Annotated in this window: 15 protein-coding genes; 6 read left to right on the forward strand and 9 right to left on the reverse strand. The window is 60.5% G+C overall.

The window, feature by feature from the left end:
* Positions 1-38: 38 nt before the first annotated feature.
* From AC6HU3_RS10600 to purN, 3 genes are read left to right on the forward strand one after another with little or no spacing between them, the layout of a single operon-like run.
* Complete coding sequence (locus AC6HU3_RS10600; RefSeq protein ID WP_497473727.1) at positions 39-1,841, forward strand: ABC transporter ATP-binding protein; 1,803 nt, start codon at positions 39-41, stop codon at positions 1,839-1,841.
* Entirely contained in the window at positions 1,838-3,958 is a 2,121-nt protein-coding gene (rnr, locus tag AC6HU3_RS10605) for a ribonuclease R (protein WP_497473728.1), read from the forward strand. The genes AC6HU3_RS10600 and rnr overlap by 4 nt, the downstream gene beginning before the upstream one ends.
* Before the next feature lie 3 nt (positions 3,959-3,961).
* Positions 3,962-4,552: a phosphoribosylglycinamide formyltransferase gene (purN, locus tag AC6HU3_RS10610; RefSeq protein WP_497473729.1), complete on the forward strand. Its 591-nt coding sequence runs from the start codon at positions 3,962-3,964 to the stop codon at positions 4,550-4,552.
* Here the strand turns inward: purN and AC6HU3_RS10615 are convergent.
* On the reverse strand, positions 4,539-5,396 hold the full coding sequence (locus AC6HU3_RS10615; RefSeq protein WP_497473730.1) for a ribonuclease H family protein: 858 nt from the start codon (positions 5,394-5,396) through the stop codon (positions 4,539-4,541). The two genes, purN and AC6HU3_RS10615, sit on opposite strands and share 14 nt — an antisense overlap.
* A 171-nt stretch (positions 5,397-5,567) precedes the next feature.
* Between AC6HU3_RS10615 and acnA the strand changes: the two genes are divergently transcribed.
* The 3 genes from acnA (at position 5,568) to AC6HU3_RS10630 (ending at position 9,978) form a co-directional block, all read left to right on the forward strand.
* Complete coding sequence (acnA, locus tag AC6HU3_RS10620; RefSeq protein ID WP_497473731.1) at positions 5,568-8,312, forward strand: aconitate hydratase AcnA; 2,745 nt, start codon at positions 5,568-5,570, stop codon at positions 8,310-8,312.
* An 86-nt stretch (positions 8,313-8,398) separates the two neighbouring features.
* A complete protein-coding gene (locus AC6HU3_RS10625; RefSeq protein WP_497473732.1) occupies positions 8,399-9,604 on the forward strand; it encodes a trans-sulfuration enzyme family protein in 1,206 nt (401 codons plus the stop codon).
* A gap of 65 nt (positions 9,605-9,669) precedes the next feature.
* Positions 9,670-9,978, forward strand: a complete 309-nt coding sequence (locus tag AC6HU3_RS10630) for an HU family DNA-binding protein (protein WP_497473733.1) — start codon at positions 9,670-9,672, stop codon at positions 9,976-9,978.
* A 74-nt stretch (positions 9,979-10,052) separates the two neighbouring features.
* Here the strand turns inward: AC6HU3_RS10630 and AC6HU3_RS10635 are convergent, their stop codons facing one another.
* From AC6HU3_RS10635 to AC6HU3_RS10670, 8 genes are all read right to left on the reverse strand, one after another.
* Positions 10,053-10,991: a hypothetical protein gene (locus tag AC6HU3_RS10635; RefSeq protein WP_497473734.1), complete on the reverse strand. Its 939-nt coding sequence runs from the start codon at positions 10,989-10,991 to the stop codon at positions 10,053-10,055.
* Between the two features lie 62 nt (positions 10,992-11,053).
* Complete coding sequence (locus tag AC6HU3_RS10640) at positions 11,054-12,016, reverse strand: Gfo/Idh/MocA family protein (protein WP_497473735.1); 963 nt, start codon at positions 12,014-12,016, stop codon at positions 11,054-11,056.
* On the reverse strand, positions 12,013-12,798 hold the full coding sequence (gene lpxA / locus AC6HU3_RS10645) for an acyl-ACP--UDP-N-acetylglucosamine O-acyltransferase (protein ID WP_497473736.1): 786 nt from the start codon (positions 12,796-12,798) through the stop codon (positions 12,013-12,015). The genes AC6HU3_RS10640 and lpxA overlap by 4 nt, the downstream gene beginning before the upstream one ends.
* Positions 12,795-14,042, reverse strand: a complete 1,248-nt coding sequence (lpxC, locus tag AC6HU3_RS10650) for a UDP-3-O-acyl-N-acetylglucosamine deacetylase (protein WP_497473737.1) — start codon at positions 14,040-14,042, stop codon at positions 12,795-12,797. Before lpxC ends, lpxA begins: the two co-directional genes overlap by 4 nt.
* Positions 14,039-15,055, reverse strand: a complete 1,017-nt coding sequence (gene lpxD, locus AC6HU3_RS10655) for a UDP-3-O-(3-hydroxymyristoyl)glucosamine N-acyltransferase (RefSeq protein WP_497473738.1) — start codon at positions 15,053-15,055, stop codon at positions 14,039-14,041. Before lpxD ends, lpxC begins: the two co-directional genes overlap by 4 nt.
* The gene (locus AC6HU3_RS10660; protein WP_497473739.1) at positions 15,052-15,636 is read right to left on the reverse strand and encodes a TetR/AcrR family transcriptional regulator; all 585 of its coding nucleotides are present in this window, start codon (positions 15,634-15,636) and stop codon (positions 15,052-15,054) included. The genes lpxD and AC6HU3_RS10660 overlap by 4 nt, the downstream gene beginning before the upstream one ends.
* A complete protein-coding gene (locus tag AC6HU3_RS10665) occupies positions 15,633-16,367 on the reverse strand; it encodes an SDR family NAD(P)-dependent oxidoreductase (protein ID WP_497473740.1) in 735 nt (244 codons plus the stop codon). The genes AC6HU3_RS10660 and AC6HU3_RS10665 overlap by 4 nt, the downstream gene beginning before the upstream one ends.
* Positions 16,364-18,241: a hypothetical protein gene (locus tag AC6HU3_RS10670; RefSeq protein ID WP_497473741.1), complete on the reverse strand. Its 1,878-nt coding sequence runs from the start codon at positions 18,239-18,241 to the stop codon at positions 16,364-16,366. Before AC6HU3_RS10670 ends, AC6HU3_RS10665 begins: the two co-directional genes overlap by 4 nt.

Consider the following 18,241-nt stretch of genomic DNA (forward strand, 5'->3'; position numbering starts at 1 on the left):
ACGTGTACAATTGCCATGTCAACGTTACCGGAACAACCATGCAGAAGCTTCAGACCATCCCAAAAGGTGAAATCCTGCAATACCGGGTGAGGCAGGTCCCCCGGAGCCTCTGGGGCCTCCTCTTCCTGGAGCGCAGGCGGGTGATCCTCGGGGTGTTCACCCTCCTCCTGGTGGACATCCTGCAATACGGTATTCCCTATGTGCTGAAGGTGGGGGTGGACGAACTGGAGCGGGGGGAGGCCACCTTCCTGGGTCTTCTGCGGTGGGGCCTGGTGATCCTGGGGCTCGGGCTGGGGGTGGTTCTCCTCCGGGTGCTCTGGCGGCGGACCCTGCTTGTGGCGTCCCGGCGGGTGGAAGCCTGGCTCAGGGACCGGCTGTATGCCCACATCCTCACCCTGGATGCCACCTTTTTCCAGCGCACGTCCCTCGGAGAGGTGATGGCCCACCTCACCAACGACATGGAAGCCATCCGTATGGCCCTGGCGTTTGGCCTCATCGCCTTTGTGGATTTCCTGCTCTATACCCTCTTCTCCATCGGTGCCATGAGCCTCCTTTCGGTGAAGCTCATGGTGGTGGCCATGCTTCCTCTCCTTCCCCTCACCTTCCACGTCCTGGTGCTGGGACGTCAGATCCACCGGGTGTTTCGCAGGGTCCAGGCTGCCTTCGGGGATCTCACAGAAGAAACACGAAAAATTCTGTCCAACATCCGGATGCTCAAAGCCTACCGGCAGGAACAGGGAGTGGTCCGGTATTACGCCGGTCACAACGAGCGGTTTGTCCGTCTCAACCTGGTGCTTGCCCGCCTGTCCGCCCTGTTTGAACCCACCATCCGGACCCTTTCTTCACTGGGTGCCCTGCTCGTTCTCGTCTATGGCGGGAGGCTGGTGGCGCAGGGCGAACTCAGTCTGGGGTCCTTTGTGGCCTTTTTCAGCTATCTTGGCATGATGGTCTGGCCCATGATGGCGCTGGGCTTCACCGTTAACCTGTATCAGCGGGCCAACGCGTCCCTGCGGCGGGTGCTCACCCTCCTTGAAGAGAAACCCCGCATCCAGTCCCCTCCCGATGCCCACGCGGGAAGGATGATAGGGGACGTGAGCATTCAAAACCTTTCCTTCCGGTATCCGGACGCACCGGAAGACGAATACGCCCTGTGGGAGGTGGACCTTGCCGTGCCCGCCGGAACCTTCCTGGGCATCACCGGTCCCACAAGCGGAGGGAAGACCACCCTGCTCCGTCTGCTTTTCCGGTTCCTGGATCCTCCTCCGGGGACCATCCGGATGGACGGAATTGACATTCGGCAATGGGACCTCACCGCACTGCGGCGCCAGATCGGATACGTGCCCCAGGAACCCCTGCTCTTCTCCGCCACGGTCAGGGAAAATCTTCTTCTCGCCCGACCGGATGCCACGGAAGAAGAACTCCAGGACGTGCTGAAGATTGCGGGGATTGCCGGAGAAGTGGACCTGGATACGGTGATCGGGGAGAAGGGTGTGACCCTTTCGGGAGGTCAGAAACAGCGTCTCTCCATTGCCCGGGCCCTTCTGAAACGGCCCCGGATCTACCTCATGGACGATCCCCTTTCCCATGTGGACGCAGAAAAGGAGCAGGAAATCCTTCAAAAACTTCTTCCCCGCCTCCGGGAGGAGAAGGCGACAGTGTTCTGGGTGGCCCATCGGGTGTCTCAGCTCCTGGAGGCAGACCGGGTGGTGGTGCTCTCCGATGGAGTGATCCGGGAATCAGGGGCTCCCGGGGATCTTCTTGCCCGGGACAGCGTGTTTGCCGCCCTCTTTCGTCTCCAGACGGCTCAGGATCCCACGCCCATGCATGAGGAGAGAGGATGAAGAAGAAAAGAGGAAAACGGAAAAGAACATCCAGTCGAAGCCTGTCCGAGCAGGCCCTTCTTGATCTCTTTGCGTCCACACCCCGGCCCTATCTGTCCCTCCGGTCCGTGATGTCCGCGTTGGGACTTCAGAAAGCCCACCGGGATGCCCTGAAGGCAAAGCTGGAAGCCCTGGTCCGGCAGGGGAAACTCCGGTATGTGGGACGCAACCGGTATGCCCTGATCCGGGAAGACCGCATGGTGGAAGGTAAGCTCCACCGCCATCCTGCGGGCTTTGCCTTTGTGCTCCGCAAAGACGGTCCGGATCTCTTCGTGCCCCCTCCCCTCGTGGGACGCGCCCAGCACGGTGACCTGGTGCTGGCCGAAATCACCCGGGAACGACCGGGACGGAACCCGGAAGGAAGGGTGGTCAAAATTCTGAAAGCGGGGCCCCGGAAGTTTGTGGGTACCCTGGCCAGAGAGCGAAACCGGTGGGGGGTGATCCCGGACGATCCCGTGCACGGGGAATTCCTCCCCCTTGCGTCTTCCTCGCTCAAAGCCTTTCGGGACAAACTCCAGCATGACTTCAAGGTCCTGTTCCGGATCCGAAAGGGCCATGCCGAACTCCTTGAAGTGTTTGGGCACAAGGACGATCCCTCCATTGATACCGACGTGGTCATCGCCCGGTTCGGCCTCTCGGAAACGTTTCCCAAGAAGGTGGAGCGGTTCCTTACGGAAGTTCCCAAAAAACCGGGCAGGCGGAAGGACCGGAGGGACGTGTTCATCTGGACCATTGACCCTTATACGGCCAAAGATTTTGACGACGCCATTTCGGTGGAACGGCTGGATTCCGGTTATCTTCTGGGCGTTCACATCGCCGACGTATCCCACTATGTCCGAACAGGCACCCCCCTGGACAGCGAGGCCTTCCAGCGGGGTCTTTCGGTGTATCTCCTGGACCGCGTGATCCCCATGCTTCCCGAGATCCTCTCCAACGATCTGTGTTCTCTCCGGCCGGCGGAAGATCGTCTGGCCTTCTCCGTGTGGATCACGTTCGATGAGGAAGGCCGGCCCGTTCGCGCCTCGTTCGAGCGCACCCTCATCCATTCCCGTGCCCGCCTCACCTATGAGGATGCCCAGCGGATTCTGGAGGGCGGGAAGCCTGAAGACGAGGTGAGCGTTGTGGCTTCTCCCGCCCACACCCTCCCGGAACTGGAGCGGCGGATGGGGTGGGCCAGCGACCTTGCCCATCTCCTCCACGAACGGCGCTCCCAGCGGGGGAGTCTGGACTTTGACCTTCCCGAGTCCTACGTGGAGGTGCTTCCGGAAGGAACGGTCCTGGCGGTGCGTCCCAAAGAGCGGCTCTGGTCTCACCGGATCATTGAGGAATTCATGATCGCGGCCAACGAAGCGGTGGGGCGGTTCCTCGCCTCCCGTAAGATCCCCACCCTCTATCGGGTTCACGAAGCTCCCGATCCTGCCAAACTGGAAAACTTTTTCCGGATTGCCCGGGCGGTGCTTCCGGAGGAGGCCGAATCGAAGGATCTCCAGCGTATTCTGAAAGCCGCCGAAGGCAAGCCCCAGGAGCCCCTTCTGAACTATCTTCTCCTGCGGTCCATGAAGCGGGCGGGCTATGCACCGGAGCCCCGGGGGCATTTTGGGCTTGCATCCCCTTCGTATCTTCACTTCACATCCCCCATCCGGCGCTATCCGGATCTTGTGGTGCACCGCACCCTGTGGGCAGCGCTGGAGGGGAAGCCCGTCCCCTATACGGTGGAGGAGCTCACGGAAATGGCTCTCCACGTGAACGAACGGGAACAGATCGCCGATGAGGCGGAACGGGAACTGCTTGCCCTGAAGAAACTGGAATACATGAAACAGCATATAGGGGGAGTGTTCCGGGGTCTGGTCACCCACATCGCCGAATTTGGATTTTTCGTGGAACTCGTGGATTTTCTGGTGGAAGGGCTTGTGCCGGTGGAAACCCTGGAGGGACGGTGGCGGATGGATGCGGACAACTACGAACTGGTGGGGCCGGAGGTGATCCGGATCGGGGACCTGGTGGAGGTGGAGGTGGTGGAGGTGAACAAGTGGCGCAAACGGATGACCCTCCGCTTCGTGCGCAAACTTCCCGCATAAGCCATGAAGGAATCCCTCCGCAGGGTTGTGATTCTGGCGTCCGGTTCAGGAAGCAACTTTGAGGCCATCGTCCGGTATGCCCGGGAGCACGGGTGGCCCGTTCAGTTTCAGCTGATTTCCGATCGCCCCCGGGCCCGGGTGATCCGGCGGGCCAACCGTCTGGGGGTGCCGGTTCTGGTCCTTCCTTCCCGCACATTTCCGTCCCGTGACGCCTATAACCGGGCACTCCTCCGGGAACTTCAGGCCCTGGAACCGGTGGATCTTGTGGTGCTGGCGGGGTATATGAAAATCCTTCCGCCGGAGATCGTCCGGGCGTTTCAGGGGAGGATCGTGAACATCCATCCGTCTCTGCTCCCCGCCTATCCGGGATTGAATGCCATTCAGCGGGCTTTTGAGGCAGGAGAGCAAAAAACGGGGGTCACGGTTCACTGGGTGGACGAGGGGGTGGATACCGGTCCGGTGATTGCCCAGGTGGACGTCCCCATCCGTCCGGACGACACCCTCGAAACGCTTGAAGCCCGGGTGCACGAGGCCGAACACCGGCTGTATCCGAGGGTGATTGGAGAGATTCTGGGGCTTCCTACGGACGGGTGAGATCCCACCCCCGTTTTCTCGCCTCCTCCACCAGCGTGCGGGTCCGGGGGTCGTGATGATATCCGGACGCCCAGGGGAGGACGTCCAGATGTCCCAGCGCCCGGTTCACCGCAAGCATCAGGAGTTCCCGCACATATTTTCCCACAATGGAGGCCATGGCCACGGGGAGAAACCGGCTGTCCGCGTTTTTGAGAAAGGCGAGAGTTGCGTCGCCCACCCGGTAGATGGATTGCTCACGGCGCTCTTCAAGGACTTCGCAGGGGGCCGGGAGATGGGGCCCATACCGGATCATGCCCCCGAGTTTCCCCAGGAGGGCCACCTGGGCACCCGAAGCCTCCACATGTTCAAGAAAGGCGCGCAGATTTTCCTGATGTTTGTTTTTCCCTCGCAGGTGGTCGGGTAGAAGCACGCGCGTCCGGATGTCCACCACCCGGGCGAACGCCGAGAGACGAGGGGCCCGCAGAGGTCGGTTCTGCCAGACGGGGAGAGGGAAACTGGCCCCATAGGGACTGGACCGGATGAGGGGGGCTTCCGCCGGTGCAAGCATCTCCCAGAGTTCATGGGTGTTTTGAGGGTGCAGTCCGGCCTGCTCAAGGAGCCACAGGGCGACGGCTTCTCCCCGGGCATAGGAGGCCCGGCTTCGCCGAAAGACCTCCTTGCTGTCCCGGATGGGAAGGGTGGGAAAATACCGGAGTTGAAGGTCTTCCAGGGGATCGTCTCCTTCGTATTCCAGCACCACCCGGGTGACCACGAGGGGACCGGCGAGGGGACCGTATCCGTTTTCGTCCACCCCCACCACCCGCAGGGTCCGTCTGGAAAACACAAAAGGTCCTTCCTTCATCATGGTGTTAGGATACAGGATTCCCCCGGAACCAGCCGGGGTCTAAGCCATTTTCATCCCCATGTCGCTTTGAGATATGCATTTCGCTTCGAGGTGGGTTTCCCAGAGAAGGTGTGTACCTTGCCCGTTCGGGCGGCTGTCCTTATGCTTAAAGCAAAAAGGAGGCCCTGACCGATGCGTCGATTTGAAGAGGCTCGGGATGTTCTTTCTCTTCCTGAAGGAGATGTGACCATTGTTCGGCTGGACCGCCTGGCCGATACCCTGGGGATTTCTCTGGATCGTCTGCCCTTTTCCATCCGGGTGCTCCTGGAAAACGCCGCGCGGAATGTGGACGGTTTTCTGGTCCAGGAGGAGGACGTGGAAACCATTGCCCGATGGAAACCGAAACCGGAACCCAAAGAAATCCCCTATTTGCCGGCCCGGGTGGTTCTCCAGGACTTCACAGGTGTTCCGGCCGTGGTGGACTTTGCGGCCATGCGTTCGGCCATGGCCCGGATGGGTGGCAATCCCGAAAAAATCAACCCGGTGATTCCCGGTGACCTCATTATCGATCATTCCGTTCAGGTGGATTTCTTTGGCACCACCTATGCCTTTTTCAAAAACGTGGACCTGGAGTACCAGCGGAACCGGGAACGCTATACCCTCCTCAAATGGGCCCAAAAGGCCTTTCGCAACTTTCGGGTGGTCCCCCCCGGCACGGGAATCATCCACCAGGTGAACCTGGAATATCTGGCTCAGGTGGTCATCGTTCGTGATGGCATGGCGTTTCCGGATACCCTTCTGGGAACAGATTCCCACACCACCATGATCAACGGCATCGGTGTGATGGGCTGGGGTGTGGGGGGCATCGAAGCCGAAGCGGTGATGCTGGGACAGCCCTACTATATGGTTCTCCCCGAGGTGATCGGCGTTCGCCTGGTGGGCGCCCTGCCGGAAGGTGCCACAGCCACAGATCTGGTGCTCACCGTGACCGAAATGCTCCGTCAATACGGCGTGGTCGGGAAATTCGTGGAGTTCTTCGGCCCCGGGCTTTCCAACCTCACGGTGCCCGATCGGGCCACCATCGCCAACATGTCCCCGGAATACGGCGCGACCATGGGTTTCTTCCCGGTGGATGCGGCCACACTGGATTATCTGAAAGGCACGGCCCGGGGACACCTGGTGGAACGGGTGGAACGGTATCTCAAAACGCAATACCTCTTCCGCACCGATGAAACCCCCGATCCCGACTATACGGACGTTCTGGAACTGGACCTTTCAACGGTGGAACCTTCCGTGGCCGGCCCCAAACGCCCGCAGGATCGCATTCCTCTCCGGGAGGTCAAACAGCGATTCTATGTCACGCTGAAAGAAGAGTTCGGTCACGAACCACCGGATCATGAAACGTGGGAAGACGAAGGGGGGGCCATCGCTGGATCTCCTGCGACATCTTCAGGAGGCACAGCCACCCTTCCACGCCACGCCGTTCCCGTGCGGATCGGAGACGAGATCGTGACCCTCCGGGATGGAAGCATTGTGATCGCCGCCATCACAAGCTGCACCAACACCTCCAATCCCACGGTGATGATCGGGGCCGGGCTTGTGGCGAAAAAAGCGGTGGAACGGGGACTTCAGGTCAAACCCTACGTGAAAACCAGTCTGGCCCCCGGATCCCGTGTGGTCACCGATTATCTTGAACGGGCAGAACTTCTGGAGTTTCTGGAGGCCCTCCGGTTTCATGTCGTGGGCTATGGGTGCACCACCTGTATCGGGAACTCCGGTCCCCTTCCGAAGGTGATCGAGGAGGCCATTCGGGAAGGAGACCTGGTGGTGGCGTCTGTGCTTTCGGGGAACCGGAACTTTGAAGCCCGCATCCATCCCCTGGTGAAAACCAACTACCTGGCCTCTCCCATGCTGGTGGTGGCCTATGCCCTCGCCGGTCGCATCGATATCGACTTTGACACCGAACCTCTGGGCTATGATCCCAACGGTGAACCCGTGTTCCTCCGGGACATCTGGCCCTCCATGGAGGAAATCCGGGAAACCATGCAGAAGGTTCTGGACCCCGAACTCTTCCGGAAAAAATACGCCACTGTGTTTGAGGGAGACGAGCGCTGGAAGGCCCTGAAGGCACCGGAAGGCGTGCTGTACGAGTGGGATCCCGATTCCACCTATATCCAGGAGCCACCCTATTTCAAAGACATGCCTCTGGAACCCGAGGATCCGAAGGACATCGAAAACGCACGGGTGCTGGTGTTTCTGGGAGATTCCGTGACGACGGATCACATCTCACCCGCCGGTGCCATTCCCCCCGACAGCCCGGCTGCGAAATACCTGATGGAACGGGGGGTGAAACCCCATGAGTTCAACACCTTCGGATCCCGGCGGGGGAATCACGAGGTGATGATCCGGGGAACCTTCGGAAACGTGCGGCTCAAGAACAAACTGGTTCCAGGTGTGGAAGGGGGCTACACCATCAACTTCCTGAACGGCCAAAAGACCACCATCTTTGAAGCTGCGGAGGCCTATAAAAAAGCCGGCATTCCCCTCATTGTGATTGCCGGCAAAGAATACGGAACGGGAAGCTCCCGGGACTGGGCGGCCAAGGGGACGGCCCTTCTGGGGGTGAAAGCGGTCATCGCCGAAAGCTTTGAGCGGATCCACCGGAGCAATCTGGTGGGCATGGGTGTGCTTCCCCTTGAATTCCTTCCCGGGGAGAACGCTGAAAAACTGGGACTCGATGGAACCGAAGTGTATTCCATTCGCGGGATTTCCGAAGGCCTCACCCCCGGAAAACGGCTCACCGTGGAAGCGAAAAAAGCGGATGGCTCGGTGGTGACCTTCCAGGTGAAAACCCGGCTGGATACGCCGGTGGAGGTTGAATACCATCGTCACGGAGGGATTCTGCAATTTGTTCTGCGCAGGATGATGAAGGCCTGAGGGCAGGCCGTTGTTCGTTCGGATGCCCGGGAGGGGAGATTCTCCCCATCCCGGGCTGTTTTTTTTGAACCAGGAGGTTGTGGATCATGGAGGGATCCTCAGAGAGGCGGTTTGGCACCCTGGCCGTTCGGGGTTCGGGGCGGGTGATCGACACCGCCTATCACGCCCACCGGACCCCGGTGTATCAAACCTCAACTTTTGTGTTTTCCTCTCCTGAAGAGGCCGCCCGGCGCTTCGCCGGCGAGGAGGAAGGTCCCATCTATTCCCGTCTGTCCAACCCCACCGTGGATGCGGTCGAGGAGCGCATCGCCCTGCTTGAAGGGGCTGAGGTGGGCATGGCCTTTGCCTCGGGGCTCGCGGCCATCCATGCCCTGGTGGTGAGCCGGACCTTCCCCGGGGCCAACCTGGTGATGCAGTCACCCGTCTATGGCGGAACGTGGGCCCTCCTCGAAAAACTTTCGCCTCACCTCGGCTTGGAACTCCGGACGTTCCGGGCATCCGAGGTGGAACGCCTCCCTGAGCTGGTGGACGGGCGCACGGCCTGGGTTCTTCTCGAAATTCCTGCCAATCCCACCCTGGATGTGGTGGATCTGGAACGGGTGGTGGAGATCGCCCACAAACGGGGGGTTCCGGTGGCGGTGGACTCCACCTTTGCAACCCCCTACCATTTCCGCCCCCTGGCCTGGGGAGCCGATGTGGTGATCCATAGTGCCACAAAATATCTCGGAGGGCACGGTGACCTCATCGGGGGCCTTCTGGCCGGAAGCCGGGAACTTCTGGAGCCCGTTCGGGAGCTCCATATCTCCATCGGGGGGGTGATGAGCCCCTGGAATGCCTATCTTCTCCTGCGGGGCATGCGGACCCTTCATGTACGGATGGCACGGCACAGCGAAAACGCGCAACACGTGGCGGATGTTTTGCGCCGGCATCCCGCCGTGGAACGTGTGTATTATCCCGACCGGGATCCCATGGCACAGAAGTATTTTGAGAACGGGTTTTCCGGCATGGTGTCCTTCGTGGTGAAAGGTGGGGACGAGGCGGCTTTCCGGCTGATGCGCTCCCTTGAGCTCATTCTCCTCTCGGTGTCTCTGGGTGACGGCGATACCCTGATCACCCACCCGGCCTCCACCACTCATGCCAAGGTTCCGGAAGATCTCCGGATCCGGAGCGGCATCCTTCCCGGATTTCTCCGCCTTTCTGTGGGTCTGGAAGACGTGTCGGATATCCTGGATGACCTCACCCGGGCCCTGGCTTCCTCCCAGGAACCCCATGCCTCGGGCCTGAACGCTTGACAAACATGGGTCATGCCTGTACAATTATACGATGAGGTCGGTTTTTTCTTAACAGGAGGGTCAGAATGGCTCGTCAAGGCCTCACCAAAAGTGATCTGGTCCGGGAGCTCGCCAAAGAGACCGGACTCACCCTCAAGCAGGCCCGGGAAGTGATCGACGCCCTCTTCGCAACCGAGCCCGGCAAGGGCATCATCGCGAAGGCGCTGGATGCGGGCAAAGCTGTGCGAATCCCCGGTTTTGGTGTGTTCACCACCCGCCGGCGGGGCGCCCGCACCGGACGGAACCCGGCAACCGGTGCACCCATCCGGATCCCGGCCCGGAACTATGTGGTCTTCCGTGCCGGAAAGGGATTGCGGGAGCGGGTCAAAGTCTGAGAAAACCCGGACAGGCTTGGACGAAGAAGGGGGGCCCGGAGGGCCCCCCTTCTTCGTTTGGATGGCGTGTCGTATCAGAGGGCGGGCTGAATGGGATTGCCATTGAAGGTGGCCTGGTATTGCCCGCACGCGGTCCAGGTGATTTCCAGCACGTTGCTGGCCCCGTCTGTGATCCGGAGGGTCCCGGAAACCGGTTCACCACTGTTGCAGGACGCGCTCAGGGTGAGGGGCGTGGGTGTGGACACCGAGAGACCGGTGATGAGGGCGGACATACCGGAGGTGGACCAGTTTAGCGTATAGTTTGCCGAAAGCGTTCCATCCGCGGGGTCGCCGGGGTTCCAGCCGGGCGAGGAAGGCGTGAACGTCAGCGTGCCGTTCAACTCTGCCGTATAATCTTCGTTGTCGGCCGTGGATGTGACGGTTTCAGAGTAGTTCCCGGTGATCACATAGGCACCCGAGGAGCGTGAGGTCTCCACGTAGCCGAGGTTCTGGATGGTGGTGGATTCCGTCTGTCCCCCGTAGCTCCCCTCATAGAAAAACTCAAAGGGCTCGCCAGGGTTCAGGCCCGCAAACTCCACACGGCCCACCCAGGGATCGCTGTCGTCGTTGTCCGTGGTGGTCACCGAACCCTGAACCCGCAGATGAACACTGTAACCCGACCCGGACATGGTGGTGTCACAGTTCACCTGGAAGGTGGCCTGGACATACACCCCGTCGCCGTCGTTGTCCGCGGTGTTTCCACTCCAGGACCCGGCTTGATCACATCCCTGCGGAAGGGTTTTCTGGGGAGGGTTGGTGGTGGCACTCACCAGTGCACCGAGATCAACCACTCCCATCCCCCCATCTCCATAAAAACCCGCAAGGCTTGCTGCTGATGCCGAGTCCAGGGTGGTGGTTCCACCTCCACCTCCGCCTCCACCGCCTCCTCCATTCCCGCCACCTCCGTCATTTCCCCCGCCGCTGCATGCCGCGAAGGTGAGGGCGACCAGCATCATGAGTCCATACCGCCGCATCGTACACCTCCTGTGTTTGTTGTGCGACGCAACCGTTTCATTCCTTCCCTTCCCCATATCTTCTATACCTTCTCCCCGGCCTCCGGATGGAGACCGATCCGGGCTAGGGCGGCCCTGGCCTCCCTCTGGATCCACAGGGCAAGCCGAAGGGCCCGCAGACCGTCCCTCCCGCTCACTTCCGGAGGTTTCCCGGTCTTCACGCTCTCCACAAAGGACTGCAATTCCAGCTTCAGGGGCTCCTGCAACCGGTCCACCATGGGGAAATAGGGCAACACCGTGCCGTCGTCCCGCCGGATGTAGAGCTCCACATCCCGGGCCAGGAGATTGACACTGGCATACAGGTTTTCTTTGAACACCCGGAGCTTCCGGGTCCGCTCCATGGACGTGCGGCTCGCGGTCACATCCACCAGCGTTCCGTTGTCAAAGGTGATCCGGGCGTTAGCCAGATCGATTTTGTTCGTCAAAACGGGAACCCCCAGGGCTTCCACCTTGACGGGTTCAGCTTCCACAAGCCAGAGGACCAGATCCAGATCGTGAATCATGAGATCCAGGATCACGTCCACATCCGTTCCCCGGGGATTGTAGCGGGCCAGCCGCCGGATTTCCATAAACCGGGGGTTGCGGATTCGGTCTTTCACGGCAAGAAAAGCCGGGTTGAATCGCTCCACATGTCCCACCTGGAGGACCAGCCCTTTCTCTTCGGCCATCCGGACCAGCACCTCTCCCTCTTCCACGGTCCGGGTGATGGGTTTTTCCATGAAGAGGTGGCACCCCGCCTCCAGCACGGCCTTTCCCACCTCAAAATGTGCCGAGGTGGTCACAACACAGCTGACGGCCTCCACATCGTTCAACAGGTTCTCAAGGGACTCGTAGGCCCGCGTGCCATACCGGGACGCGATTTCCCGAGCCCGATCCCTGCGCAGGTCATACACCCCCACAAGCTCCACGCCCGGCATCTGGGCAAAGATCCGGGCATGATGCTGACCCAGGGATCCAACGCCCACCACACCCACACGAAGACTCATCGCTGTGCTCCTTTTCGATAGACGCCCCGTCGGGAGGACGACACAAACGCCAGAAACTCCGTGACCAGAGGGTGATCGCCAAGATCCCGAAGGGAAGCCAGCGCCTCTTCCAGTGGATGATCTCCCACAAAGCGGTGATAGATCGCCTTCACAAGGGAGATCTCTTCTCTCGTGAACCCGTTCCGGCGAAGCCCCACGAAGTTGGGACCCACCACCCTCACCCGGTCGGTGCCGGAGGTGATCATGAAGGGCGGTGCGTCCTGGGAAAGGCGGGCCATCCCTCCGATCATGGCATAGGGTCCAATGCGTGCAAACTGATGAACGGCCACCAGACCGGACACCACCGCGTGATGCCCCACGGTCACATGACCGGCCAGCTGCGTCCCGTTCACCACCACGATATGATCTTCCAGAACGCAGTTGTGGGCCACATGGGCATAGGCCATGAGAAAGTTGTGATTTCCAATGCGCGTGGCCTCTCCTTCCCCCGTCGCCCGATGAACGGTCACAAACTCCCGGATCACGTTGTGGTCCCCAATCACCACAAAGCTCTCTTCACCCTGGAAACGCACGTCCTGCGGAAGTCCTCCGATCACCGCCATCGGACCGATGCGGTTGTGCTTCCCGATCCGTACATGGGCATGGATCACCGTGTGGGCAAGGATCTCCGTCCCTTTCCCGATCTCCACGTCTTCCTCAATCACCACCCCCGGACCCACACGGACCCCCTCAGCGAGTTTTGCCGAGGGATGGACAACAGCGGAAGGATGGATGTCGGTCATGGGCGATCCACCACCACGGCGGAAAGAACGCCCTCCGCCGCCTTTTCTCCGTCCACCCAGGCCACCGCTTCGATCCGGGCGAAGCGCTTCCGGAAAGCAACCAGACGGGCTTCCAGCAGAAGACGGTCTCCAGGACGGACGGGGCGACGAAAACGAACCCCGTCCATGCTCGCAAAATACATCAGTTTGTCCTCCTTGTCCTCCACCCGGGAGAGGAGGAGAAACCCTCCCGCCTGGGCCAGGGCTTCCACGATCAGCACCCCCGGCATCACCGGGTCTCCCGGAAAATGCCCCTGAAAAAAGGGCTCGTTGAATGTCACGTTCTTCACCCCCACCACCCGGTCCTCGGAGAGGGAGAGAATCCGATCCACGAGAAGAAAGGGAAACCGGTGGGGGATCCACCGCAGAATGTCGTGAATGGAAAGACCATCCCCCGTATAGACCCAGCGCTCCATTTCCCGGACGGCCCGAAGGTGAAAAGCGTGGCCCGTTCGCTGGGCCACAAGATGGGCAGGAACCGGAACCCCCAGAAGAGCATAATCCCCCAGAACGTCCAGGGCTTTGTGTCGAACCGGTTCATCTGGAAACCGCAGTCCCTCCGGATTCAGGATGCGGTCCCCCTCCAGCACCACCGTGTTTTCCAGGGAGCCCCCACGGGCAAGCCCGGCTTCCCGAATCGCTTCCACTTCATGGGCGAACACAAAGGTCCGTGCAGGGGCAATCTCCTTGAGGAAAACCTCCGGCGTGACTTCCGGAACATCGAGAAACTGATTCAATCCCCCGGGGAAACGGATGGAGACGGAAAGCCGGAGGGTGCTGTCCGGCACGGCGATCCACATCCGACCCTCATCCCGAATCACCACCGTCTCCCCCAGCGTATGGGGCTGGAGGGCAACGTCTTCCCGGGGCGCTTCATGGAAGGCCTCGGCGAAGGGGAGGGCGCTTCCATCCATGGCCGGAATCTCCGGGCCTTCCACCTCCACCAGGGCATGATGGATGCCCATCCCCCAGAAAGCGGCCAGGAGATGTTCCACCGTGGCCACCGACACACCGTCTTTCTGGAGAACGGTGGAACGCTCGGTGCTCTCCACATACCTGTGATCCGCCGGGATCCGCACACCCTCCCGGCGAAACACGATGCCTTCCAGGCGCTCAGGAGGATGGACACGGATCCGGGCCGGTTCACCCGTATGGAGTCCCGTGCCTTTAAACACCACAGTGTCCTTGAGAATCTGGCTGGTCATGTTCCCCTCACCTTTTTCTCAAGGGCTTTCAGACGCTCCCACAGTTCGGGAAGCCGACGGTACAGCGCCTGCAAACGGAGATGGTCTTTATGAGGTAGCGCGTGAAATCCTGAAGACACCACCTGTCCGGGAGGCACATCTTTGGAAACCCCTGTCTTGGCGGTTGCAATCACCCCATCCCCGAGTCTGACATGATCCGCGATCCCCACCTGCCCGGCAAGGATCACCCGACTCCCGACCGTCGAACTCCCCGCAATCCCCGTCTGGGCGGCAATCACGGTGTTTTCCCCAATTTCCACGTTATGGGCGATCTGAACCAGGTTGTCGATTTTCGTGCCCTTTCGTATCCGGGTTTCACCCAGTGTTGCCCGATCCACGGTGGTGTTGGCGCCGATTTCCACATCGTCCTCGATCACCACCCGGCCGATCTGGGGGATTTTCCGGGGGGGTGTTTCTTCCAGAACATAGCCAAACCCATCCGAGCCGATCACGCATCCGGCGTGGAGGATCACCCGGTCGCCGATCACTGTGCCCGGATAGAGGGTCACCTGGGGATAGATCCGGCAGTTTTGGCCGATCCGCACGCTGTCTCCCACAAACACGTGAGGATAGATCCAGGTCCCATCCCCGATTTCCACCCCCGGACCGATCCACGCCCCTGGACCAATCCGGACGCTTCTTCCGATCCGGGCGGTGGGGTGAACCCATGCCCCGGGGTGAACGCCTTCCGGAAGAGCCGGAGGCCGCTCCCACCGGACAAGCAGGTGCGCAAGGGTCTGGCGGGGATTGGACGACAGGAGATAGGCCCGTGCCTGGATGGATTCGGGAATGTCCGGAGCCAGGAGGGCCAGGACCCGCTTCTCCGGTCCGCGGTAGGGGAGGGAAAACAGAACCGCCCAGTCGTTTTCTCCGGCTTCTTCCAGGGGACGGGGCGGCCCGGAAAGGATGACGTCTTCACCCTTCCATGTGAGATCCAGCTCCCGGGCCAGTTCGCTTGCGCGGAGGCCTTTCATCCGAATGCCATCTTCCGGGCGAATTTCACAAGATGATCCACATCCGGCTTCGGATCTCCGTGACGTAAATGAAGAAACGCATAGACCAGACCCGAAATCGCCCGCATCAGATGAGGCAATTCATCCGGGGGTACCCGACCCTCAAGCACACGGTAATAGGGAGTAAGATACCGCCTTCGTGCGTTCTGGAGCTTTTCCAGAGCCCGGGGCCGAGCCTGATAGATTTCCTGAATTGCCCGGGCTTCGCGAAACAGAACGTCGAAGAGTTCGGGATGGGAAAGGTACACCCGGGCATGATGGCGAAGGAGAGCCTCAAAGGCCTGTTCGGGAGAAAGGTCTTCCGGAACCGGCGGGGTTTCCACAAGGAGCTCCCATGCCCAGTCCACCAGTTCCGTGAGAATCTGGGTTTTCCCACCCGGAAAATAGTAATACAGCGCGGCTTTGGTGATCCCGCAGGCCTCGGCGATATCCTCCATGCGGGTGGCGTGATACCCCTGCGTGCTGAACAGCTCAGCCGCCTGCACAAGAATCTCTCGTTCCCGTGAGGGCTTTTCTGTTCCTGATGGACGACGTGGACTCATCGGACGTAGATTCCGCCGTTCACGTTGATGGTTTCACCGTTGACATAGGAAGCGTCGTCGGATGCAAGAAAAGCCACAACCTTCGCGATTTCGTGGGGCTGGGCCTCCCGGCGGAGGGGGATCTGGGCACGGATTTGATCCCCCTTCTCCTCCAGGGCTTTCCGGGTCATGTCCGTGAGGGTGTATCCCGGAGCCACCGCATTCACCGTGATCCCGAATGGTCCCAGCGCCAGGGCCAGAGACTTGGTCAGGCCGATGATGCCGGATTTTGCCGCAGCGTAGTGAGGCCCGTGAGGAGACCCGGTCATGGCCCGAAGGGACGAGATGTTCACGATACGTCCCCAACGGGTTTCTTTCATGAAGGGAACCACAAGGCGAGAAAGATAAAAGGCGGAAAACAGGTTCACGGCAAAGGACCGGTGGAGCTCTTCCGGATCCAGACGCTCAATCTCGTAGTGCGATGAGTAGCCCGCGTTGTTCACGAGCACAAGGGGAGGACCCAGGGTGTGCACGGTTTCTTCCACAAGCCGTTCACACGCATCGGGAAGGCCCACATCAGCGGGAAGGGCCACGGCTTTCCCTCCCCGGGATTGGATGGTCTCCACCACTTCTTCCGCTTTCCCCGGGTTCTGGAAATAGTTCACCACCACGGCATAGCCTTTCTCTGCAAGCTCCAGGGCAATGGCCCGTCCAATGCCCCGGGAGGCACCGGTCACCAGCGCAACCTTCATGACTTTTTCCTCTTTTTGCGTTTCAGAAGCCACTGTCGGATCAGCTCCTCCCGATCTCTGGTTTTCTCCGGAGACCCGGCCGATGGCGCTGGGCCGGGCTTGCGCTCCGGCGTTTCGGAAGGACGTGAGGGTTGGGGTGGTTCAACGGGAGGAGATGGTGGTTCGGACGTTTGTTTTTCAGGAACTTCTTCCACCGTTTCTGGAGGAAGCGTCCCCTGAGAGGGCTCCGCGGGTTCAGAGGGTTTGCTTTCCTGCTCCGACCCAGACATCATCGGTGGGGTATGTCTGGGGTCGGATGATTCCTTGTCCAGATCAGAAGAGGTGGTCCGGGAGCCCGACGGGGTCATACGTCCAGGTTCCGGTGGTTTCCTTTCCTGTTCAGGAGGAGATGATGAGGAAACTTCCAGATCATCCTGGGGAAGGAGGGCTTCGTCCAGTTCCACATAGAGGTCTTCCTCTTCCTCCTGCATCTTCGGTCTGGGTTCCGGTGGAGTATGGGGCATCTCTTCTTCCACCTGTGCCGGAATGTCCTTCACGTCCAGCATGTCCAGAGGAGAAGCTTCAACTTTTCCCTCCGGAGCCGCTTGCTGAAAGAGAAGGGAGGAAGATTCATCGGTTTCCGGTTCCGGCGATGAAGACGCGGGGAGAGAAGGTTCTCCTTCAGGCTCCGACGGGACGTCGGCGGGGAGTTCGGATTTGGGTTCTGGTTCAAGCCCGGGCTCGGGGGCATGCACGGTCTCGGGTTCCGAAGGCTCCGGTGGAGAAGGAGGGGTCTCAAGGTCTGCCTCAGGGGCGGGAAGACGCGCTTCCCCAAGAAGATCCTCCTCAATGGACCGTGCCTCGCCCCGTTCGCCAAGAAGTTGCTCTTCAATGGAAACCGGTCCTTTTTCTCCCAGAAGGGAATCCGATTCGGGTTCAGATTCGGGGTCAGGTGAGGGCGGGAACTCCTCCCTCCCGGTCAGGCCCGCCACATCCCCCGGTTCTTCCGCCGGGATGCCCACCTCCATCCCCAGGTGGAGAAGGTCGGTTTCTCCCTCCGGGAGGGGTTTTTCTTCCGCCGGCGGGGGGGCAGACTCGACCTCTGTCTCTCCCGAAGGCTCACCCACCACACCCAGCTGGGCAAAGGGGTCGGTGAGGAGAGAGGGCTCCTGGGAGGAAGGAGGTGCGGCTTTTGGCGTGATGACGTCCGGAACCGGTTCCCCTTCGAGTTCGGGTTCAGGAGTAACCTCCTGGGTTTCCTCCAGCGTCTCCTCTCCAGGAAGTTCTTCCTCCGGGATGTCTTCCAGGGAAGGAGCAGGATGCCGGCGCCGCCAGAGCAAAACAGACCCTGCGACGAGAGCCAGCAGAAAAATTACCCCCGCAACCATCAAAAAGACCAGGGGCTTTCCTTTCCCGAGAGGGATAACAAGGGGGAATCCCCCCGAAAGGGCATACACGGCGAGTTTTCGTCCACGGAAATCCACCTGATCCACAGGTTTCTCCGGAAAATCCCAGCCTTCCGGAAGAAACAGTCGAATCCCCGAAGCGGGAAGATCGGAAAGGAACCGAAGGGCCCCCGTGGGATACCCTTCAATCTGGGCCGAGAAAGAGTGGGTTCCCGCCGGGATAGACGTCACGAGCCGAACTGCGTCCACACCGGACGTCCATTTCCATTCGTCGGGGGCAAAGAACTTGATCACCGGGCGGCGGATTCCCTCAAGATGGAGAAGGGTGAGGGGGCGGGAGGGGGTCACCTCCTGGACTTCTCCCCGGATATCCACCAGGATTCTTCCCTCACTCCGGGGAAGAACGGTGATTTCGAGGGTTTCCAGACGTGCCCCCCAGAGGGGAATGGCCACCAGCCATCCTGCAAGCAGAAGGAACCTGATCCTCAT

Source organism: Caldifarcimen microaerophilum, from assembly GCF_055387105.1.